The following is a 19,250-nucleotide window of genomic DNA, read 5'->3' as shown; positions in this document are numbered from 1 at the left end:
GTGTGGACCGCGGCGCGGGACGAGGGTGAGGTGACCGATGGCAGGGTTGGGCGCATGAACACTCCTCGCATCGTGGTGGCCGGGCCTGCGGCGTGGAACACGATGGTCCTGCTCGACCGCCTCCCCGAGCCCCGGCCGCATGCGGTGTTCGCGCGCGGGTCCGTGCGCACGCTGGGCGGTACGAGCGCCGGCAAGGTCCTGCACCTCGCCGACCTCGGTGTGGTGGCCACGCTCGTCGCCGACGTCGGGACCGATCCGGAGGGGGACCTGATCCTCGCGGCGCTAAGGCACGCGCTGGGTGCCGAGGTGCTGGCCCGCCGGGTCGCCGGGCCGTCCGAGCAGCACCTGAACCTCATGACCGACGCCGGCGAGCGCCTCTCGATCTACCTCGCACTCCCGGGCACGTCGCCCGAGCCCGACCCCGCTGCCGTCTCACGTGTCGCTACGGCTGAGCATGTGGTGCTGGACCTGGGCGCCGTCGGGCGGAACCTGCTGCCGGCCGCCGTCGCGAGCGGCGCCACGCTCTGGACCGACCTGCATGACTACGACGGCGTCGCCGAGTTCCACCAGCCGTTCGCCGACGCGTGCTCGTACGTCTTCCTCAACGACGACGGCACGGACGACCACCGCGAGCTCATGACGTCCCTGCTGGAGCGGGGGGCGAGCACCGTGGTGTGCACGCTGGGCGCCCGCGGGGCCGTCGCGCGTACCGCCGAGGGCTGGTTCGAGTGCCCTGCGGAGCGCGCGGAGGTGCTCGACACCAACGGCGCCGGCGACGCGTTCTTCGCCGGTTTCTTCGGGGCGCATCTCAGCGGCGCGGGCACGGCGGAATGCCTCCGAGCGGGTGCGCGCCAGGCGACCCGTGCCCTGGGCAGCCGGCACCTGAGCCCGCTCCTCGACGAGGACGGCTAGGCCCGCCGGTCCCCCACGCTCGCCCCGGCCGACCGGGCCAGCACGGCCGCCAGCTCCTCTGCCACGCCGTCGGCATCGTGGTGCCCGACGACGGCGTCCGCGCCGGCCAGCACATCGCGGTGGGCGTTCGCCACGGCGATACCGCGGCCCGCCCAGGTGAGCATCGGCAGGTCGTTGGGCATGTCGCCGAAGGCCCAGACGTCGGCGGCGTCGACGCCGAGCCGCGCGCACCAGCGGGCCAGGGCGGCAGCCTTGTCGACCCCGGGCGGCATGAGCTCGGCCAGGCCGACGGCGCCCGAGTACGCCAGGTGCGCATGCTCACCCACGGCGGCGCGCACCGCTGCGAAGAACTCCTCCTGCGCCAGACGGATCTCCTCCGGCGGGTCCGCGAGGATACCCGGCGGAGGGATGCGCGCTGGGTCGAGCGCGAGGATCTTGGACACCGGTCCGCGAGCGCCGACCAGGCCGAGTGTGTCCTCGACCGGCACCGACCACAGGACGGGGTCGAGCGCCGGCTCCCGGTTCGGGTAGGTCGGGTCGAACGTGACGCCGTCGGGCCGCTCGAAGGCGAGCGCGGCGTGGGGCAGCGCCGCCCGGATGGCGGCCACGACGGCGCGCACGGCGTCGTCGTCGAACCCGAAGGTGTCGAGCGTCTCGCCGGAGGCGACGTCCAGCACGCATGCACCGCCGATGCAGATGACGCGGCCGTGCCCGCCGACGGTGTCGGCGAGGTGGGTCAGCCAGCGTGGCGGGCGGGCGGTCACGAAGACCACCTCGACGCCGGCCGCGTCCAGGTCGGCGAGGACCTGCCGGGTGCGGTCGGAGACCTTGCCGTCGCTGCGGAGCAGCGTGCCGTCGAGGTCGGTGGCGACGACGCGGGGCAGGCGGGTCAAGGCGCGTCCCAAGGGTTCACGAACGAGACACCCATGGGCTCGAAGTCCGCCGCGTTCCGCGTCACGAGGGTTAGACCGTGCACCAGCGCAGTCGCGGCGATGAGCGCGTCATGGGCTGGGCGGCGGTGCGGTACATGGAGTCGCGCGGCGGCGTCGGCAACGTCCTGATCAACGTCCAGGAGCCGCCCCGAGTAGCTCGGCAGAACACTTTTCTCCAGCCAGACGTCCAGGACCTCCGCCTGCCGCGAGTCGTTCCGCCGCTTCGACTCGATCCCGGCCCGCAGTTCCAGCACCGTGATGACGGAGAGCGATGTGTCCGACGGCGACAGGCGTTCCGCCCAGTCGTTGAACCGCTCAGTCCTGCGCTCGCCGGACTTCCGGAGCTCGGACACGACGTTGGTGTCCAGCAGGAACTTCACCAGTCGACCTCACGCGCCGATCCTTCAGGGCGCACCGGCTCGAACTCGATCTCTTCAGGCATCACGAATGCATCGGCCAAGCTGACGTCTGTGCCCGTGAGCCGCTGATAGTCCGCGAAGGTGAGTAGCACGTGCGACGGCCGACCATGGTCGGTGATGACTACCGGACCGCGGGCCGCGGCACGCTTGACCGCACTCACGTCGTGATTCAGCTCGCGAGACGTAACGACACTCATCTCCGACCACCTCCAATGTAGGTACGTACCTACAGTACGCCGTCAACGGTGCCAGCGCCACGCTGAACAGTACGGCGCCGTCCGGCCGCACAGGCTCAGGCGGTGCGCAGCCCTGCGGCCGGCAGGATGACCCCGTCGATGGTCGAGATCAGGAACTCGCGGTCGACGGGCTTGCCCAGCATGAGCACGCTGTACGCGACCATCGCCGGGCCGATCATGCAGAGCCGCTCGATGTCGGCGTCCGCCGGGATCTCGCCGCGTTCGATCGCGCGCCGGAAGAAGATGCGGTTGGCGGACGCGCGCGGCTCGACGAGCGCCTCCTGCGCGGCGGCGGCAAGCTCGGGGCTCCGGGCGATCATGGACGCGATCCCGGCCATCACCTTGAGCTTGCGCTCACTGTCGCGGATGCTCGGCGGCCTGATCATCGCCACGAGGTCCCCCCGCAGGGTCCCCGTGTCCGGCAGAGCGGCGAGGTCGATATCCCTCGACTTCATGCACACGACGGCGTCGAGCACGAGCTCGGCCTTGGACGGCCACCTGCGGTAGAGAGTCGCCTTGCCGGCCTTGGCCCGCGCCGCGACCATGTCGATGGTCATGCCGTCATAACCGGTCTCCGACAGCACGTCGAGCGCGGCGTCCAGGATCTCGGGATCACGGGTGTGGTCCCTCTTGCGTCCGAGCCGGGGCTTCGCCTCGACCTGCTCGGTCTGCGTCATCGCGGTCGCCCTCCCCTCTGTCCGGTCCAACTTTAACGGCGGGTTAATTATTGAACCAACCATTTCCGGAACTCGACAGTACCGTATATGGTGGCCCGCATGTCCGAAACCTCAACACCCGCGACCGACCGTCGTCGCTGGATCACGCTCGTCGTGGTCGGGCTGGCCCAGCTCATGGTCGTGCTCGACGCGACGGTCGTGAACATCGCACTTCCCTCGGCCCAGGCCGACCTCGGCTTCTCGGACGGTCAGCGTCAGTGGGTCATCACCGCATACTCGCTCGCGTTCGCAAGCCTCCTCCTGCTCGGCGGGCGGCTCTCCGACCTCATCGGCCGCAAGCGCACCTTCATCATCGGCCTCATCGGTTTCGCCATCGCCTCCGCGCTGGGGGGCGCCGCCGGCTCGTTCGACCTGCTCGTGGCCGCCCGCGCGCTGCAGGGCGCGTTCGGTGCACTTCTCGCTCCCACGGCGCTCGCCGTTCTGACCACCACCTTCACTGTGCCGAAGGAACGCGCCCGAGCGTTCGGCGTCTTCGGTGCGATCGCCGGCGCCGGCGGCGCGGTCGGGCTGCTCCTCGGCGGCATCCTGACGGAGTCCCTCGACTGGCGCTGGAACCTCTACATCAACGTCTTCATCGCCGCGTTCGCCCTCGTCGGGGCCCTGGTCTTCGTCCCGCGCATCACCCGCAGCGGGCCGCGGCCGAAGCTGGACGTCCCGGGGACCGTGCTGGTGTCCGGCGCGCTCTTCGGCCTCGTCTACGGCTTCTCGAACGCCGAGACCGGAGGCTGGGACGCACCCCTGACGTGGGGCATGCTGGCCGGCGCCGCCGTCCTGCTGACGGCTTTCGTCGCCTGGCAGAGGCGAGCAGCGCACCCGCTCCTGCCGCTGTCGATAGTCCTCGACCGCAACCGCGGCGCCGCGTACACCTCGGTGCTGATCGCCGGCGCCGGGATGTTCGGCATCTTCCTCTTCGTGACCTACTACCTGCAGCTCACGCTCGACTACTCGCCGATCCAGACGGGCCTCGCCTTCCTGCCCATGATCGCGATGCTCGTGGTCGCCGCGCAGCTCGGCACCAACCTGTTCGTGCCCCGGTACGGTCCCAAGCTCCTGGTGCCGGTCGGCATGACGCTGGGCGCGATCGGCATGGTCTCCCTCACGTTCCTGGACGCGTCGAGCACCTACGCCGCGAACGTCCTGCCGCCGCTGATGGTCATCGGCTTCGCGATGGGGACGATCATGCCCGCCTCCATGCAGACCGCAACGCTCGGCGTCGACCGGCAGTTCGCCGGCGTCGCGTCGGCGATGGTGAACACGAGCCAGCAGGTCGGCGGCTCGATCGGCACGGCTCTGCTCAACACGCTGGCCGCCACCGCCGCGGCCGACTACCTTGCGGCCCACACGCCGGTGACCGAGGCGATCGGCGTGGAGGCGGCGATCGCCAGCTATTCGACCGCGTACTGGTGGGGCGCGGGGTTCTTCGCCCTGGGGGCGGTGCTGTCGGCCCTGCTGTTCCGGCGCCGCGGCCAGGGGCTCTCGCTCACCGACACCCGTCCGGCCTCCGCCGAATCCGCCCCAGAACCCGTGCCCGTCGGCTGAGCCACAGCCCTCCTGGGGCCGCTACCTTGAGCTATGGTCTTCTATGTCCCACTCGGGCTCATCGCTCTCGGGCTCGCGCTGCTCGGCCTGCCCACGGCCTGGGAGGGTGGGATCGTCGCGCCCATCAGCGCGCTGCACGGGCTGTCAATGCTCGACGCCGCCGGTGCGACCCTGCTGGCCGTCGGCGGGACCTGGCTCGAGATCGCCCTGGTCGCCCGGCTCCCAGGGCTCGGGTTCGGGCCGCGGACGCTGTTCGGGCTGGGCGTCCTCGGCGGGCTCGGCGCCGGTCTGGTCATCGCGTCGGTGTTCCTCGCTGACGCGTGGTGGGTGGTGGGCGCCGCAGCACTGGGAATCGCGCTCGCCACCCTCACCGTCGTGGCCCTACGCGACTTACGGCGTCACGGGTAGTCCCGGTCGAGGCCGACGCGTTACCAGGTTGTTATCGGAGCATCGGACCCCTTCGCCGTTTGTATCTGGTAGAAATATCTCCGAGAGAGGTGAGGCCATGCGCGCCAGACAGACCCGCACCGCAGTCCTGGGAGCCCTGAGCATCCAGCCGATGACCGGCTATGCCCTGCGCGAGGCGATCCGCGAGACCCTCGGGCACTTCTGGAGCGAGAGCTTCGGGCAGATCTACCCAACGCTCGCGGAGCTCGAGCAGGAAGGGCTCGTCGAACGCCGCGGGGGTACCCGGACCGGCTCCTCCGCGTTCGCCCTCACTTCGGCCGGCCGCGCGCACCTGCGCACCCTGCTCGCCGAACCGCCGCAAGCCGACCCGCCGCGCAACGGCGTCCTCCTGCGCCTCTTCTTCGGCCGGGCCCTGGGGCCCGAGGCGTGCGCCGAGCTGGTGCAGGACGCGCGGGACCGGGCGGAACGCCAGCTCGCCGGGCTCGCCACCGAGCGCACGGACACCGACCACACCGAGCACGCGGACGACAGCCCCTACTGGCTGCTGACCATCTCCGCGGGCGAGCACGCGGCGCGCGCCACGATCGCCTGGGCCGACGAGGCGCTCGCGACTCTCGCCACCCTCGCCGCCGATGGCCACGGCCACGACGGAGAACCCCCGACCTCGACGAAGGAGACGCCATGACAGCCACCGGCAACGAGGCGCGCTCGACCTCACGTGACTCGACACCCCAGGGCGCGACACCCGACACGCCACGGCTTGACGGTGACCCGACGCAGGGGGTCACCCCGACACGAGGCCGTCCCGCGCACGGGACCCCATCGGCCCGGACGCGATGGCTCGCGACCGCGGCCGCGGCTGGCTTCGGTCTAGTCGTCGCCTTCCAGGTCGCCCTCGCAGCCGGGGCACCGCTCGCCGCCGCCGCCTGGAGCGGGGCTCACACCGGCCGGCTTCCGGAGGATCTGCGGGTTGCGAGCAGCGTCTCTGCGGTCGTGTGGCTGCTCGCCGCGCTCGTCGTCCTCGCACGCGGGGGCATGGGCGTGCGCCTCCCTGCGACCGTCGGCCGGGTGGGAGTCCGCGTGCTCGTCGCGGTGCTCGCGCTCGGAGCGGTCATGAACGTCGCGTCGTCGAGCCCCTGGGAGCGCTACGGGTGGGCGCCGTTCATCGTGGTCCTGCTCGTCCTGTGCGTCCTGCTTGCCCGGCGGGGCCCGCAGGACGTGGCGCGCGACTGAAGGGAGCGGGCGGTCGCCGGTTCACCCGGCGACCGCCCGTCCCGCACGCTCAGCGCCGGCTCTTGACCGCCGTCTGCTGATCGCCAGGCACGCTGTGGCCGCTGACCGTCAGCGGTAGTTCGTGAACTGCAGGGCGAAGTCCAGGTCCGAGCCCTTCAGGAGAGCCATGACCTCCTGAAGCTGGTCGCGGGACTTGCTGGTCACGCGCACCTCGTCGCCCGTGATCTGCGTCTTCACGCCCTTCGGGCCCTCTTCGCGGATGATCTTGGTGACCTTCTTCGCGGACTCGCCGGCCAGGCCCTCCTTGAGGGTGGCGGCGAGGCGGTACTCCTTGCCGGAGGGCCTGGGCTCACGCTCGCCGACGTCGAGCGCCTTGAGCGAGATGCCGCGCTTGATCAGCTTGATCTCGAAGACGTCGAGGGCGGCGAGCACGCGCTCCGACGAGTTGGCGACGATCACGATGCTCTCGCCGCTCCAGGCGATCGAGGCGCCGACATTCTTGAAGTCGTACCGCTGCGAGATCTCCTTCGACGCCTGGTTCAGCGCGTTGTCGACCTCCTGGCGGTCGACCTTGCTGACGATGTCGAACGACGAGTCGGCCATGTGGTGCTCCTTCTGCGTAACACCCGGACGCCGCTGCACGTCCGGTCGGGATCTTGGACCACCGTATCCGCCCCCACGGACAGCGACGAACGCATTCCATGAGCGACGAGGAGTGGGTTCAGAGCATCCCCGGTGGGGTGCCCCACGGCGGCGCGTCCGGGCCCGACGTCGGACCGCCGATCCCGCCCGGGCCGTAACCGCCCGACGGGCCGCCCGCCATCGTCTCGAGGCGGCGGATGCGGTCCGGCATCGGCGGGTGCGTGGCGAACAGGCGGCCGATCCCGGCGCCGCGGAACGGGTTGGCGATCATCAGGTGCGACACGTTGGTGAGGTTGCGGTCCTGGGGCAGCGGCGCACGCTGCGTGCCCTGTTCCAGCTTCCGCAGCGCCGAGGCCAGGGCCAGGGGGTCGCCCGTCAGGCGGGCGCCGTCCTCGTCGGCGTCGTACTCGCGGGTGCGGGAGATCGCCATCTGGATGAGCATCGCCGCGACCGGGGCGAGGAACGCCATGGCGAGCGCGGCGAGCGGGTTGCCGCCCTCGCGGCGGTCACCGCCGCCGAAGAACAGCAGGAACTGCGCCAGCGCGGTGATGAGGCCCGCCATCGCGGACGCGACCGACGACGTCAGGATGTCCCGGTTGTAGACGTGCATGAGCTCGTGCCCCAGCACACCGCGCAGCTCGCGCTCGTTCAGCAGCTGCAGGATTCCCTCCGTGCAGCACACAGCGGCGTTCTGCGGGTTGCGCCCGGTGGCGAACGCGTTGGGCGCCTTGGTGGGCGATATGTACAGCCGCGGCATCGGCTGGCGCGCCGCCGTGGAGAGCTCGCGCACGATGCGGTGCATCTCCGGCGCCTGCAGCTCCGTGACCGGATACGCGTGCATCGCTCGGATCGCGAGCTTGTCGGAGTTCCAGTAGCCGTAGGCGGTGGTTCCCAGCCCGATGAGCACGAAGATCCACAGCATGCTGGAACGTGCTCCGAAGAGCGCCCAGAGCCCGAGGATCACGGCCCACATCCCACCGAACAGCGCGGCGGTCTTCAGCCCGTTGTAGTGCCTGTGCATCGCACTCCTTTCCACCCAGCCGAACGCGCCACGCGGGGTGGCGGTTCCCGGAGGCAATGATCGCTCACTCCGGTTGCGGGCACGGAAGAGGCGCAGATCATGAGATCTGCGCCGCTCCGATACCGGCCTCAGCGAGGCGCAGGCGCAGGCAGCCCAGCACTGAAGAGGCTGAGCGCCTCCTGGACGAGCTTGACGAGCTTGTCACGCCCGTCGGCCGGGGACGCCCCCCACACACGCAGCGCCGCCCTGACCGCCGCGATCCCCGCGGAGGCCACGAGCCACGGATACATCTCGGTCTCTTCGTCGGCGCCGGTGTGCTCGGCAACCACGCCGCGCAGCTCTGCCTCCAGGTTCCCGAACCGGGCCGCCTGGACGTCGAGCAAGGAGGGGTACTGCACCACCAGGCCGAGCATCTGGCGGATCTGGTCGAGCTGGTCGTCCGTCAGGTTCATGAAGTAGTCGGCGAACACCTCGCGGAGCGCCTCCAGCGGAGGTACCTCCCGCACGGCCTCGCGAAACGCGGGCAAGAACTGCTCGGGGTCTTGCCCACCGGCCGAGACGACAGCCTCCTCCTTGGAGGAGAAGTAGTTGGAGAACGTGCGAGGCGACACGATGGCCACGCGTGAGATCTCCTCGACCGTGACGTGGTCGAGTCCCTTCTCCAGGGTGAGCTTGAATGCCGCGGCCGCGATCGCGCCGCGCGTCATCTGTTTCTTCAGCTCCCTGAGTCCCTGGGCGGGCACTTCGTCCGGGGAGGTCTCCTCTGCGCTCATGACCATAATCTACTCCAATTCTCGCGCTTCCGGTGAATTTGCCATATCGGCAACCTTTCACCCGGTCTAGAAAATGGCGGGTATCCACCAGCCGGCGACCGCGGCCCCCAAGACCATCGCGGGCCCGAACGCTACGTCCGACCGCCGCGACCGCCGGCGGGCGAGGAGCAGCCCCGCCGCCAGGATCGCGACGATCACAAAGGCTGCCAACGTGCCGAACAGCACCTGCGGCCAGCCGAGCCAGCCGAGGAAGGCTCCGAGCAGCCCGGAGAGCTTCACGTCCCCCAGGCCCAGCCCAGACGGCGAGATGAGGGCGAGCAGGAGGTACACCGCGCACACGACGACAGCGGCGAGCATCGCACGCCCCAGCCGCGGCCATTCCCCCGACACGGCCGCAGCCAGGGCCAGCGCGGCGAAGAACGCCGGGTAGGCCGGCCCCAGGATGCGGTCCGGGATCCGGTGCTCGGCGAGGTCGACGGCCACCAGCAGCGCGCAGGCCAGGCCCAGGATGGCGAAGGCCACTGCCTCCGGCCAGGTCGCGGCCAGGGCCACGGCACCGGCGCCGCCCGCAGCAGCCAGGGCCGCGAGCGCCGGGGTACGCAGCCACACGGAACGAGTCGTGGCTACCTTGCTCCGTACCCAGGGGCCGCACGCGGCCGCGATGCCGCCGGTGACGACCGCGGCGAGGAGGATGGGGATGGGTTCCATGGCGCGGTCAGCCGCTGAACGCGTCGAGGACGCCGATGACCACCGGACCGAGCATCACGATGAACAGGACCGGCAGGATGCACAGCATCAGCGGAAAGATCACCTTGACCGGGATCTGCATCGCCTTCTCCTCGGCACGCTGACGCCGCTTCTTCCGCATCTCGTCGGCCTGCGTGCGCAGCACGTCGGCGATCGCGATGCCGTGGTTGTCCGCCTGGACGACGGCGCGGACGAACCGGCGCAGGTCTTTCACGTCGGCCCGGATGGCGAGCAGGTCGTACGCCTCCCGGCGGGACAGACCCATCCGCATGTCCTGGAGCGTGCGGACCAGCTCCTCGGCCAGGGGGCCCGTGCCGGTCTTCCCCGCACGCGCCATCGCCGCCTCGAATCCCAGACCGGCCTCGACGGCGATCGTCATCTGGTCCAGGGTGTCCGCCAGCTCGAGCCCGATCGCCTTGCTGCGTTCCTGGCCGCGGCTGTACAGGAGCAGCTCGGGCAGAAAGTACGCCACCAGGGTGAGGACGATCCCGAGGACGACGGCGAGCGTGCCGGGAACTGCGGTCGCGAACAGGAGGCTCAGCGTCACGGCTCCGGCCGCGAGGAGGACCTTGGCCGCCAGGAGGCGTTCGAGCGGCCAGGCCGGCGGCCGCCCCGCGCGGCTCAGCAGCTTCTCGAGACCCGCTGCGGCTTTCGGGGGCGTGAGTCGGCGGACGAGCAGGGCGGCGCCGCCAGGGGCGCCGGCGTCGGCGGGGCCGGAGCCGGCAGGACCGTGCGACGTCAGCCCGCGATCGAGGTTCGCGCGAACCATCCGGCGCTCGCGACCGGCTGGGTCGAGGAAGACCAGGACGAGCAGGGCGAGCGACAGTCCGATGGCGACGATGGCGGTCAGCGCGACCGGTGTCAGGGCGATGGGTGACATGGTGTGATCCTCCGGATCAGAAGGTGACTCGGACGGACTTGCGGAGCCAGAGACCGCCGACGACCAGCAGGACGACGCTCGCGGCCATCATGAGGTATCCGAGGAGGCCGCTGGTGAAGGCAGAGAGGTAGCTGGGGCTGAGAAGCGCCAGAACGCCGATGATGGCGAAGGGGAGCGCCATCAGGACGTAGGCGGAGAGCTTCCCCTCGGCGGCGAGGGCCTTGACCTGCCGCCGCACGGTGTTGCGCTCGCGGATGGTGTTGCCGACGCCGTCGAGCACATCGGCGAGGTTCCCGCCGACCTCGCGGTTGATCTCGATAGCCTGGGAGACCCAGACGAAGTCCTCGCTGGCCATCCGGGCACCGGCCTCGTCCAGCACCTCGCCGAGGTCACGCCCGACGCGGACCTCGTTGATGACTCGGGAGAACTCCTCCGACGTGGGCTGTTCGCTCTCGCGCGCGACCGAGGCAAGGGACTGCAGGAGGCTGTGCCCTGCACGCAGGCTGCCGGCCATGAGCTGCAGCGAGTCGTCGAGCTGGTCGGCGAACGCGGCCTGCCGACGCTTGATGCGCACGGCCAGGCCGAGCCGGGTCCCGACCGGGACGAGGACTGCGAGCAGGATAGCCACGAAGATGTTCCCGAGCAGCAGCCCGGCCGCGAAGACGCAGACCACGCCGATGATCTGGAAGAACACGAGATCCTGGAGGCGCATGCGCACGCCCGCGCGCTCGAGGAGGTCGGCGGCTACCTTCGTGCCGCGCCGTTGCAGCATGACGTCGAGCGCGGTGGTCGCCGCGGCCGCGCCGCGCTCGAGGACCCCCGAGCGCGACTCGGACACGGGGCGACGGCGTTCGAGCGGCAGGCGGTTGCCCGCCCCGAGCACCGCATAGAGGGCGGCCAGGGCGGCCACACCGACGGCGGCGATCCCGAAGATTGCGATGCCGTTCATCGGTGTGCCCCCGTCTCGACGGTGCCGAAGACGGACGGCGAGAGCACGATTCCGAGGTCGGCGAACCGGTCGGTGAACCGGGGCCGTACGCCGGTGGCGACGGGCGTGCCACGGAACCGGCCATTGACGTCCACGCCGGCCGAGTAGTCGAAGAGGAACGCGTCCTGGAGCGTCACGGTCTGGCCCTCCATGCCCTGCACCTCCGTCACGGCGGTGACCCGTCGCGTGCCGTCCTTCAGGCGCGTGAGCTGCACGACGACGTCCACCGCCGACGCGATCTGCTCGCGGATGGCGCGCAGGGGCAGGTCCATGCCGGCCATGAGGACGAGCGTCTCGAGGCGGGCTATGGCGTCCCGAGGCGAGTTGGCGTGCACGGTCGAGAGCGAGCCGTCGTGGCCGGTGTTCATCGCCTGGAGCATGTCGAGCGTCTCGCCACCGCGGACCTCACCCACCACGATGCGGTCGGGCCGCATTCGCAGGGAGTTGCGGACCAGCTCGCGGATGTTGACCTCGCCCTTGCCCTCGACGTTCGGCGGGCGGCTCTCCAGCCGCACTACGTGATCCTGCTGGAGCTGGAGCTCGATAGCGTCCTCGATGGTGACGATGCGCTCGTTCTCGGGGATGAACGAGGAGAGCACGTTGAGGAGCGTCGTCTTACCGGTGCCCGTTCCGCCGGAGACGATGACGTTGAGCCGCGCCTGTACGCACGCCCGCAGGAGCTCGGCCATGTCGGAGGTCAGCGTCCCGAACCGGATGAGGTCGTGCACCTTGAAGGGGTCCCTGGAGAACTTTCGGATCGTCAGCGAGGAACCGTTGAAGGCCAGGGGCGGGACGACCGCGTTGACACGCGAGCCGTCGGGAAGACGGGCGTCGACCAGCGGGGACGACTCGTCGATCCGTCGGCCGACGCGGAACACGATGCGCTCGATGATTCGGCGCAGGTGCTCCTCGGACTTGAAGCGTGCGTCGCTGCGCTGCAGCTTGCCGGCCTGCTCGACGTAGATCTGGTCGGGACCGTTGACCATGATCTCCGTGACGTCCGGGTCGTCGAGGAAGCGCTGCAGCGGGCCGTGGCCCAGCACGTCGTCCTCCACGTCGCTGATGAGGCGCTGCTGCTGCGCCGCCGTGAGCGGGACGTCCTGCTCCTCGACGACGTGGTTCAGCTCGCTGCGCACGATGGTGTGCAGCTTCTCCTCGCTCATCGAAGGGTCATGGAGGCGGGTCCCGAGGCGCTCGAACAGGGCCGACGCCGCGGTGTCCTTGAGCCGGGTCAGCGCGTCACTACCGGACGACGACACCGCCGGGGCGGCGACAGGAGTGGACGTGCGCGCGGACAGGCTGCGGCCGGTGTCGGCCGGCTCGGCGGGCACCGGAGCGACCGGAACGGCGGTCTGGGCGGGGGCCGCCGGTTCGGCGGCCGGCGCCTCGGCCGGCGGGGTCGGAACGGCCTGCCCGGCCGCGGAGCCCGTTTCCGGGGCGTCTCCGCGGTCGTCGCCGGACCGGCCCTTGGCGGCCATGCGTTCGGTCAGCTTCATCGTCGCGCTCCAATGTGTCGTCCACGGAGGCGCCTGTCGCGGCGCCCCGTGTAGTGGTCCACGAGGGTGTGCAGCTTCTTGGTCATGGGATCCCGCACACCGCTCTGAAGCAGCGGCACGCCGAGGTTGACGGACGTGGGGGTGGCCTTCGACCGGGGCAGCTGCAGGTCGACGCCGGTGCCGATCGTGGCCTCGACGTCGGCTATCGACATCCCGCTGCGCTGGCCGGTGAGGTTGAGCGCGATGTAGCGCGAGCCGATGAACATGCCGAGGTCGTCGAGGGTCTGCAGCTCCTTGCGCAGACCGCGAACGCCCGGCACGTCCATCGTCGTGACGAAGAGCGGGTCGGTGGTCTCGTCCAGCGCGGCGAGCGTGTGCTCGAGCAGGCCGGGCGCGGTGTCCACCACGACGTAGCGGAACTCCGTTGCCAGCGTCGCGAGCAGGCGACTCACGTCCTCGGCCGTCACCCCGTCCGCAGCGGCGGGCGAGTCGACGCCGCAGATGACGTGCAGCCCGGTCTCGTGCTGGGTGAGGAACGTCTTGAGGACCATCGTGTCGGTGCCCGCAGATCCCTGGACGGTGTCGGCGAGGCTGTGCTGCGGCGTGAGGTTGAGCGCCGAGGCCACGTCGCCGAACTGGACGTCGAGGTCGACCAGCACGGTGGAGCCCGGCTCCTCCTTGGCGAGACCCACGGCCAGGTTCGTCGCGACTGTCGTCTTGCCGACCCCGCCCTTGGGCGAGAGCACGCTGATCACCCGGCCCCGGGTCGTCGGCGAGTACTGCTGCGAGCCGTCGGCCGCGGTCGCGGCCATCACAGTTGTGCTCATCGGAACAGGACCCCCTCGGTCACGGTGCGGGTGCCGCCACGCGGGGTGCCTTCCGGCTCCCGGGACAGCCAGATGGTGCCGATCTCCTGGCTCCAGACGAGCACCTCGGCGTCGGGAGCGGACAACGCCAGGGTCACCAAGACGTTGCCCTCCGGCACGGCGGGGCCCTCTGGTTCAGCGCCTTCTTCGGCTTCGGGATCGGCCTCTGGTGCTGCGTTCGACGGCGGCAAGCCGACCTCGACGCGCGTGACGAGCGCCTGGTGCAGGACCTGGTGCGTCGGCTTGGGGCTGTCGTGGTAGGTGGTGAAGACGCCGACCGTCTCGCCGGCGGTGATGGTGCTGCCGACCACGCGCTGGGACTCGAGCATGATCGAGATCTCCTGCATGTCCTCGGGAACCTCGACGGCGTCCTTGTCCTTCTCCTTCTCGGGTGCGTCGAACCGGTTGGCGAGCAGCTGCTCGCCGGCGACGAGGTCGGCGGTCGCGACCTTGCCGGCCACGTCCTCCAAGCTGGTCAGCGCACCGGGGGCGACGGCCTTGGCCGGCAGCACCTTGGGCTCCACCAGCTCGGCGAGGTCCTTGGCAGGAGTGCCAGCTTTGACCGGTCCGGTCACCACCAGCACGCTGGTGGTCTTCATCCCGGCCATCGCGCGCTGGTCTGCGCCCACGACATAGCCGGTCAACAGCACCACGCCGACGATGGCGAGCAATATGGCCGCGACTGCGGCGATGATTCGACTGCGCACAGGTCTGGTCCTTCCGAGATGACGATGCAGGTTGGGGGGTTGTGACTACGGCTCGAGGGCGACGACGGACGCGCCCAGGGACGGTGCGGTCGTGCTGTACTCGAAGGCGTCGTCGAGGTCGACGAACTCGGTGAAGTAACCCTGGACGCATTGCTTGCCGCCCTTGCACTCCCCCGTGTTGCTCCACGAGAACTGCCCGACGAAGTGGTAGCCGGTGATCGTGAAGGCCGCGTACCCGTAGAGCCGGTACCAGGCGTTGCCACCCACGTCGCCGGCGTCGTCGAAGATGGGCAGGAGCACGGTGCGCCCCTGGAGCGCGGCGAAGTCGGCCGTGGAACAGTCGCTGGGCACGGAAGCGCCGGTGCTCGAATCGACTATGTCGTCGACGCTGGTGCTCGTTGTGCACCCGTCGATGTCGTCCTCCAGCCAGCCGAAGCCGCCAGGAACGACGTTGTTGGACGGCCCTGTGCACTCGGTTTTCGAGGCCTTCGTGAAGAAGATCGTGTGCTCGACTGTGGTGGACGGCAGCCCGCCGCCCGTCTGGAGCTGGAACTCGCACCAGGAGAAGGCGAGCGGCAATACGGAGACGCCGCCGGACGGCACCCCCCACGACGCGGTGGCGCTCGCTCCGACGTCGCTCTGGTCAAAACCCAGTACTGGCGCGAACCAGTGCTCGCGGAGGCTGGCGGTCTCCACGGTCACGGACCCGGTTGCGGGCGTGAGCGGGGACGTGACGACCGTCGCGGTCACCTCGCTGTCGTTCTTGTTCGGTGTGGCGAGGTCCTGCGCGGTCGTGGCGGGCACGCCACAATCGTTCTTGGCACAGTCCTGGGCGATGCCCAGCGCGGCCGCGTCAGCCCCGGTCTGGAGCTGCTGGCGGTCGGCCCAGACGGAGGCGACGTCCACGGCGATCGCGGCGAAGCCGATGAGCGGGATGATCAGCAGAGCGACCATGACGTTCACGGCGCCCCGCTCCCGTGGGCGCGACAGAGCGTGCGTTATCCCTTGCATCGCATTGTCCCTTTTCCGGTGAGGGTGAAGTCGGACCCGAAGAGCCCGAACATGATTTCGAAGGGGTACGTCACGGTGACCGTGGCGGTCCCGGGGTTCGTTCCCGAGCACGTAGTGGGTGTGACGCCGATCTGGCCGTCGGTCAGGGCGAGCTGGGGCGAGGCGGCCTTGGCTGTGGCCCGGGCCTCCGCGACGTCGTCCTGCAGAGCCATGACGCGAACGCCCTCGCGCGCCGCCCCCGAGAGGGCGGTCTGGATGTGGTAAGCCCGGCCGCACTCGACGATGCCCATCACCAAGAGCAGCAGGATGGGAAGGACCAGTGCGAACTCGACCGCGGCCGCGCCGCGCTCGTGGTGCCTTCGCGTCAGTCGAAGCATGTCGTTCCCGTTCTCTGTGGTGGTGGATCTTGGTTGGTGCGGGTGACGGGCCGGCTCCCCCTAGGGGGTGGGAGGGGAGCCGGCCCGTGGTTCGGCGTGTCGCCTCAGACGGTCGGCAGCGCGTTGAGCACCTTGACGAAGAGGGCGTCCAGCTTCGGGCCGAGCAGCAGAAGCGTGGCGACGATCGCGATGGAGATGAGTCCGACGAGCAGGCCGTACTCGACGGCGGTGGCGCCCTTGTCCTTCTTCGCGCCGTCGAGGCGGGTCGTGAGGACGTGGAGCGAGGTCATGAGGAGTGCAGCAGCACGAGACATGTTGGTTTTCCTTGCGGTCATGCTCCGACGTCCGGAGCTTTCGAGTGGTGGTACGAGTGGTGGTACGAGTGGTGGTACGAGTGGTGGCGGCGGGAGCCGGCCAGTGGTTCAGGGTGTGGCTCAGACGGTCGGCAGCGCGTTGAGCACCTTGACGAAGAGGGTGTTCAGCTTCGGGCCGAGCAGCAGCAGCGTGGCGACGATCGCGATGGAGATGAGTCCGACGAGCAGGCCGTACTCGACGGCGGTGGCGCCCTTGTCCTTCTTCGCGTCTTCGAGGCGCGTCGTGAGGACGTGGAGCGAGGTCATGAGGAGTGCAGCAGCACGAGACATGTTGGTTTTCCTTGCGGTCATGCTCCGACGTCCGGAGCTTCGAGTTGGTTGCGGTGTGCAACCGAGATGAACTCTAAGCGCAAAGATGCGTGATACGCAAACTCTTTCACCCGGCATGTTTGCCACCTGCGAAAATACACGGATGCAATCGTCTCTTCCAGTCGCGCAACGTTGCGCTGTGAGCGCCCAGACCCACTCCGGAGACGACAAACGGCGGCAGCCCGGGGACCGGGCAGCCGCCGTCGCAAACGGGATTTGGCGGGGTGAGATCAAGCGGAATACAAGACAAAGGGGCCACCTTCCGTGTGGAAGGTGACCCCTAAGTCGTCGGGCAGCGGAGCGTCAGCCGCCGTTGCGCGCGATCTCGATCATCTCGTGGCGCGGCACGACCTTGACCCGTTCACGGCCCTCGGCCTCGCCGAGGGAACGCTCGTGCGCATCCAGGAGCTCCCACCCGGACCACTCGATGTACTCCACGCCCTTGCCGGCGAGGAACTCGGTCACGGCCTCCGGCGTACCCTGCGGGGCGGTGCGGCCGCCCTCAAGGTCGCCCGGGGCCTCGCCGTCGGCCACGCCGGTGACGTCCTCGACGAGGTGGCGCACGGTCTCCGACGCGTCGGACTTGGTGTGACCGATCAGGCCGACGGGGCCGCGCTTGATCCAGCCGGTCGCGTACACACCGGGCACCTGGTTGCCGTCGATGTCGACGACCCGGCCCTCGCGGTTCGTGATGACGCCCTTGACGTCGTCGTACGGGATCTCCGGCAGGGACGAGCCGAAGTAGCCGACGGCGCGATAGACGGCCTGGACCGGCCAGTCGGTGAACTCGCCGGTGCCCTTGACGGTGCCGTCGCCCTGGAGCGCTGTGCGCTCCGTGCGGAGTCCGACCACCTTGCCGTCCTCGCCGAGCACCTCGGCGGGGGCGTGCAGGAAGTGCAGGTGCAGACGGCGCGACGCCGTGTTCTGCGCCGGGTCCTTGAGGGTCCAGTCCACCAGGGTCTTCACGACCTGCTTGGTCTGGTTCGACGAGTTGATGGCCGCCTCGGAGCCCTCGTCGAAGTCGAAGTCCTCCGGGTACACCACGATGTCGACGTCGGGCACGTGGCCGAGCTCGCGCAGCTCCAGCGGCGAGAACTTGACCTGCGCCGGGCCACGGCGTGCGAAGACGTGCACGTCCTTGACCGGGGAGGCCTTCAGGATCTCGTGCACGTTGGCCGGGATCTCGGTGGGCAGCAGGTCGTCGGCGTGCTTCGCGAGGATGCGGGCCACGTCGAGGGCGACGTTGCCGGCGCCGATCACGGCCACCTGCTCCGCCTCCAGCGGCCAGGTACGCGGCACGTCGGGGTGGCCGTCGTACCAGGACACGAAGTCCGCGGCGCCGTAGGAGCCGTCGAGGTCGATGCCGGGGATGTCCAGCTCGGCGTCCTTGATGGAGCCGGTGGAGAAGATCACGGCGTCGTAGAACTGGCGCAGGTCTTCGAGCTTCACGTCCACGCCGTAGTCCACGTTGGCGATCAGGCGGATGTCTCCGCGGCTCAGCACCTTGTGGAGCGCGACGATGATCTGCTTGATGCGCGGGTGATCCGGAGCCACGCCGTACCGCACCAGACCGAACGGCGCGGGAAGGCGCTCGAACAGGTCGATGCTGACGTCGAGGTCGGTCTTGGACAGGATGTCGCTCGCGTAGATGCCGGCAGGGCCGGCGCCGACGACGGCGACGCGCAGGGGTCGGGTGGTGCTCACGAAAGGGGCGCCTTCCGGGTCGAGGTCAGGAGGGAAGCGAAGGCCGCTCCCGATTCTACCGACCGGGTAAGGCCAGCCTCATCCCCGCCCAGGGGCTGGACGTGGCGTTCCTGTGAGGATCGGCGTCCCAACGCACCTCAAGCGCCTTCTCGCTCGCGCTCGCGCTTCACCCTGGCCGCCCGATGGCGGAGATCGGCCCGCTCGAGCACGTTGTCGACCACGTCGTGCGCCGCCATGCCGAGCCCCAGCAGCCCGACGATGCTCAGGATGACCGTGGCCGGGATGAGTCCCTGAGCCCTACAGATCAGGGCCACGACCACGAGCACCAGGCCGATCCCGAGGTTCCACTTGCCGAAGCCACTCATACCGGGGGTCAGGCGACCGCGATCTCGCGAACCGCGCGCTCCACGTCCTCGCCTACCTTGCCGCCCGTGGCGCGCAGGGGACGGTAGGCGGGGACCACGGTCACGGCCGCGTTCCCGTCCGTGACCTCCAGGGCGGTGATGACCCTGGCGCCGTAGCTGCCCGACGTCGACCGCGCTCCCCCGGGCGTGCGGCGCACCACCCAGCGCGGCTGGGTCTCCCGCCCGAGCCACACCTCGACGACGTCGCCCGACACCGCCAGGGCCACCGGGCTCCCGCCCATCGGCATCATGCCGCTCGCCGCGGCCCCTGCGGCCTGCGCCTGGTCGACGGTCTCCGCCGTCGTGAACGCCGGGACGACGTGCGCGCCCGGGCGCTGCTTCTCCACGTGTGCGGCCAGGCCGCGCGCCCGGCCCAGCACGACGGCGATCACGATCGCGCAGATCACCAGCACGATCACGGCCGCGATCCAGATCGTGGCCTCCTCGACACCCTCGCCCTGGATCGTGATGATCAGTCGGGTGATCGAGATCGCGGCGAAGAGCACCAGTACCGCGGTGAACAAGCGTCGTCGGC

General features: G+C 69.9%; 25 protein-coding genes. 5 read left to right on the top strand and 20 right to left on the bottom strand.

What is annotated here, in order from left to right:
• Nucleotides 1-54: 54 nt before the first annotated feature.
• Nucleotides 55-912 (top strand): carbohydrate kinase family protein, encoded by an 858-nt coding sequence (locus IE250_RS10305; RefSeq protein ID WP_189669237.1) that lies wholly within the window; start codon nt 55-57, stop codon nt 910-912.
• Here the strand turns inward: IE250_RS10305 and IE250_RS10300 are convergent.
• The 4 genes from IE250_RS10300 to IE250_RS10285 all read right to left on the bottom strand — a co-directional run bounded on the left by IE250_RS10300 (nt 909) and on the right by IE250_RS10285 (nt 3,176).
• Entirely contained in the window at nt 909-1,805 is an 897-nt protein-coding gene (locus tag IE250_RS10300) for an HAD family hydrolase (RefSeq protein WP_189669236.1), read from the bottom strand. The two genes, IE250_RS10305 and IE250_RS10300, sit on opposite strands and share 4 nt — an antisense overlap.
• Nucleotides 1,802-2,224 (bottom strand): type II toxin-antitoxin system VapC family toxin, encoded by a 423-nt coding sequence (locus IE250_RS10295; RefSeq protein ID WP_189669235.1) that lies wholly within the window; start codon nt 2,222-2,224, stop codon nt 1,802-1,804. The genes IE250_RS10300 and IE250_RS10295 overlap by 4 nt, the downstream gene beginning before the upstream one ends.
• Nucleotides 2,221-2,460: a type II toxin-antitoxin system Phd/YefM family antitoxin gene (locus tag IE250_RS10290; protein WP_189669234.1), complete on the bottom strand. Its 240-nt coding sequence runs from the start codon at nt 2,458-2,460 to the stop codon at nt 2,221-2,223. The genes IE250_RS10295 and IE250_RS10290 overlap by 4 nt, the downstream gene beginning before the upstream one ends.
• Nucleotides 2,461-2,555: 95 nt before the next feature.
• Nucleotides 2,556-3,176, bottom strand: a complete 621-nt coding sequence (locus IE250_RS10285; protein WP_189669233.1) for a TetR/AcrR family transcriptional regulator — start codon at nt 3,174-3,176, stop codon at nt 2,556-2,558.
• 99 nt (nt 3,177-3,275) lie between these two features.
• On the opposite strand from IE250_RS10285, the gene IE250_RS10280 reads away from it, so the two are divergent.
• The 4 genes from IE250_RS10280 to IE250_RS10265 all read left to right on the top strand — a co-directional run bounded on the left by IE250_RS10280 (nt 3,276) and on the right by IE250_RS10265 (nt 6,416).
• Nucleotides 3,276-4,775, top strand: coding sequence for an MFS transporter (locus IE250_RS10280; protein WP_229872334.1), 1,500 nt, complete (start codon nt 3,276-3,278; stop codon nt 4,773-4,775).
• Nucleotides 4,776-4,808: 33 nt separating this feature from the next.
• On the top strand, nt 4,809-5,183 hold the full coding sequence (locus tag IE250_RS10275) for a hypothetical protein (RefSeq protein ID WP_189669231.1): 375 nt from the start codon (nt 4,809-4,811) through the stop codon (nt 5,181-5,183).
• A 97-nt stretch (nt 5,184-5,280) separates the two neighbouring features.
• Nucleotides 5,281-5,868 carry a PadR family transcriptional regulator gene (locus tag IE250_RS10270; RefSeq protein WP_189669230.1) on the top strand — a complete coding sequence of 196 codons (588 nt, stop codon included), beginning with the start codon at nt 5,281-5,283 and terminating at the stop codon, nt 5,866-5,868.
• Nucleotides 5,865-6,416, top strand: a complete 552-nt coding sequence (locus tag IE250_RS10265) for a hypothetical protein (protein ID WP_189669229.1) — start codon at nt 5,865-5,867, stop codon at nt 6,414-6,416. Before IE250_RS10270 ends, IE250_RS10265 begins: the two co-directional genes overlap by 4 nt.
• A 108-nt stretch (nt 6,417-6,524) precedes the next feature.
• Here the strand turns inward: IE250_RS10265 and IE250_RS10260 are convergent, their stop codons facing one another.
• The 16 genes from IE250_RS10260 to IE250_RS10185 all read right to left on the bottom strand — a co-directional run.
• Nucleotides 6,525-7,019 carry a YajQ family cyclic di-GMP-binding protein gene (locus tag IE250_RS10260; protein ID WP_189669228.1) on the bottom strand — a complete coding sequence of 165 codons (495 nt, stop codon included), beginning with the start codon at nt 7,017-7,019 and terminating at the stop codon, nt 6,525-6,527.
• 118 nt (nt 7,020-7,137) lie between these two features.
• Nucleotides 7,138-8,079, bottom strand: a complete 942-nt coding sequence (gene htpX, locus IE250_RS10255) for a zinc metalloprotease HtpX (protein ID WP_189669227.1) — start codon at nt 8,077-8,079, stop codon at nt 7,138-7,140.
• A 128-nt stretch (nt 8,080-8,207) separates the two neighbouring features.
• Nucleotides 8,208-8,852: a TetR/AcrR family transcriptional regulator gene (locus IE250_RS10250; protein WP_189669226.1), complete on the bottom strand. Its 645-nt coding sequence runs from the start codon at nt 8,850-8,852 to the stop codon at nt 8,208-8,210.
• A 66-nt stretch (nt 8,853-8,918) separates the two neighbouring features.
• Entirely contained in the window at nt 8,919-9,560 is a 642-nt protein-coding gene (locus IE250_RS10245) for a prepilin peptidase (RefSeq protein WP_189669225.1), read from the bottom strand.
• 7 nt (nt 9,561-9,567) lie between these two features.
• Entirely contained in the window at nt 9,568-10,479 is a 912-nt protein-coding gene (locus tag IE250_RS10240; protein WP_189669224.1) for a type II secretion system F family protein, read from the bottom strand.
• Between the two features lie 16 nt (nt 10,480-10,495).
• A complete protein-coding gene (locus IE250_RS10235) occupies nt 10,496-11,428 on the bottom strand; it encodes a type II secretion system F family protein (protein ID WP_189669223.1) in 933 nt (310 codons plus the stop codon).
• Entirely contained in the window at nt 11,425-12,963 is a 1,539-nt protein-coding gene (locus IE250_RS10230) for a TadA family conjugal transfer-associated ATPase (protein ID WP_229872333.1), read from the bottom strand. The genes IE250_RS10235 and IE250_RS10230 overlap by 4 nt, the downstream gene beginning before the upstream one ends.
• Nucleotides 12,960-13,790: a CpaE/TadZ family protein gene (locus tag IE250_RS10225; protein WP_189669222.1), complete on the bottom strand. Its 831-nt coding sequence runs from the start codon at nt 13,788-13,790 to the stop codon at nt 12,960-12,962. Before IE250_RS10225 ends, IE250_RS10230 begins: the two co-directional genes overlap by 4 nt.
• Nucleotides 13,787-14,536: a Flp pilus assembly protein CpaB gene (cpaB, locus tag IE250_RS10220; protein WP_189669221.1), complete on the bottom strand. Its 750-nt coding sequence runs from the start codon at nt 14,534-14,536 to the stop codon at nt 13,787-13,789. Before cpaB ends, IE250_RS10225 begins: the two co-directional genes overlap by 4 nt.
• 45 nt (nt 14,537-14,581) lie before the next feature.
• Nucleotides 14,582-15,499 carry a pilus assembly protein TadG-related protein gene (locus tag IE250_RS10215; protein ID WP_268247812.1) on the bottom strand — a complete coding sequence of 306 codons (918 nt, stop codon included), beginning with the start codon at nt 15,497-15,499 and terminating at the stop codon, nt 14,582-14,584.
• Between the two features lie 35 nt (nt 15,500-15,534).
• Complete coding sequence (locus tag IE250_RS10210; protein ID WP_189669219.1) at nt 15,535-15,924, bottom strand: TadE/TadG family type IV pilus assembly protein; 390 nt, start codon at nt 15,922-15,924, stop codon at nt 15,535-15,537.
• A gap of 104 nt (nt 15,925-16,028) precedes the next feature.
• Complete coding sequence (locus tag IE250_RS10205) at nt 16,029-16,238, bottom strand: Flp family type IVb pilin (RefSeq protein ID WP_229872332.1); 210 nt, start codon at nt 16,236-16,238, stop codon at nt 16,029-16,031.
• A 120-nt stretch (nt 16,239-16,358) separates the two neighbouring features.
• Nucleotides 16,359-16,568: a Flp family type IVb pilin gene (locus tag IE250_RS10200; protein WP_189669218.1), complete on the bottom strand. Its 210-nt coding sequence runs from the start codon at nt 16,566-16,568 to the stop codon at nt 16,359-16,361.
• A 342-nt stretch (nt 16,569-16,910) separates the two neighbouring features.
• Entirely contained in the window at nt 16,911-18,311 is a 1,401-nt protein-coding gene (locus IE250_RS10195; protein WP_189669217.1) for an FAD-dependent oxidoreductase, read from the bottom strand.
• 137 nt (nt 18,312-18,448) lie between these two features.
• The gene (locus IE250_RS10190) at nt 18,449-18,676 is read right to left on the bottom strand and encodes a hypothetical protein (RefSeq protein WP_189669216.1); all 228 of its coding nucleotides are present in this window, start codon (nt 18,674-18,676) and stop codon (nt 18,449-18,451) included.
• 8 nt (nt 18,677-18,684) lie between these two features.
• The coding region (locus tag IE250_RS10185) for a hypothetical protein (RefSeq protein WP_229872331.1) at nt 18,685-19,250 on the bottom strand (566 nt) is incomplete at its 5' end.

The organism is Promicromonospora soli (assembly GCF_014653785.1).
Taxonomy (GTDB): Bacteria; Actinomycetota; Actinomycetes; order Actinomycetales; family Cellulomonadaceae; genus Promicromonospora; species Promicromonospora soli.
This window is presented reverse-complemented; position numbering and strand designations above follow the sequence as displayed.

Excerpts from the sequence above, each read along its gene's own strand:
- IE250_RS10305 (WP_189669237.1), top strand. The coding sequence starts at position 55 with ATGAACACTCCTCGCATCGTGGTGGCCGGGCCTGCGGCGTGGAACACG.
- IE250_RS10290 (WP_189669234.1), bottom strand. The coding sequence starts at position 2,460 with ATGAGTGTCGTTACGTCTCGCGAGCTGAATCACGACGTGAGTGCGGTC.
- IE250_RS10285 (WP_189669233.1), bottom strand. The coding sequence starts at position 3,176 with ATGACGCAGACCGAGCAGGTCGAGGCGAAGCCCCGGCTCGGACGCAAG.
- IE250_RS10280 (WP_229872334.1), top strand. The coding sequence starts at position 3,276 with ATGTCCGAAACCTCAACACCCGCGACCGACCGTCGTCGCTGGATCACG.
- IE250_RS10275 (WP_189669231.1), top strand. The coding sequence starts at position 4,809 with ATGGTCTTCTATGTCCCACTCGGGCTCATCGCTCTCGGGCTCGCGCTG.
- IE250_RS10270 (WP_189669230.1), top strand. The coding sequence starts at position 5,281 with ATGCGCGCCAGACAGACCCGCACCGCAGTCCTGGGAGCCCTGAGCATC.
- IE250_RS10265 (WP_189669229.1), top strand. The coding sequence starts at position 5,865 with ATGACAGCCACCGGCAACGAGGCGCGCTCGACCTCACGTGACTCGACA.
- IE250_RS10260 (WP_189669228.1), bottom strand. The coding sequence starts at position 7,019 with ATGGCCGACTCGTCGTTCGACATCGTCAGCAAGGTCGACCGCCAGGAG.
- htpX (WP_189669227.1), bottom strand. The coding sequence starts at position 8,079 with ATGCACAGGCACTACAACGGGCTGAAGACCGCCGCGCTGTTCGGTGGG.
- IE250_RS10250 (WP_189669226.1), bottom strand. The coding sequence starts at position 8,852 with ATGAGCGCAGAGGAGACCTCCCCGGACGAAGTGCCCGCCCAGGGACTC.
- IE250_RS10245 (WP_189669225.1), bottom strand. The coding sequence starts at position 9,560 with ATGGAACCCATCCCCATCCTCCTCGCCGCGGTCGTCACCGGCGGCATC.
- IE250_RS10240 (WP_189669224.1), bottom strand. The coding sequence starts at position 10,479 with ATGTCACCCATCGCCCTGACACCGGTCGCGCTGACCGCCATCGTCGCC.
- IE250_RS10235 (WP_189669223.1), bottom strand. The coding sequence starts at position 11,428 with ATGAACGGCATCGCAATCTTCGGGATCGCCGCCGTCGGTGTGGCCGCC.
- IE250_RS10230 (WP_229872333.1), bottom strand. The coding sequence starts at position 12,963 with ATGAAGCTGACCGAACGCATGGCCGCCAAGGGCCGGTCCGGCGACGAC.
- IE250_RS10225 (WP_189669222.1), bottom strand. The coding sequence starts at position 13,790 with ATGAGCACAACTGTGATGGCCGCGACCGCGGCCGACGGCTCGCAGCAG.
- IE250_RS10210 (WP_189669219.1), bottom strand. The coding sequence starts at position 15,924 with ATGCTTCGACTGACGCGAAGGCACCACGAGCGCGGCGCGGCCGCGGTC.
- IE250_RS10205 (WP_229872332.1), bottom strand. The coding sequence starts at position 16,238 with ATGTCTCGTGCTGCTGCACTCCTCATGACCTCGCTCCACGTCCTCACG.
- IE250_RS10200 (WP_189669218.1), bottom strand. The coding sequence starts at position 16,568 with ATGTCTCGTGCTGCTGCACTCCTCATGACCTCGCTCCACGTCCTCACG.
- IE250_RS10190 (WP_189669216.1), bottom strand. The coding sequence starts at position 18,676 with ATGAGTGGCTTCGGCAAGTGGAACCTCGGGATCGGCCTGGTGCTCGTG.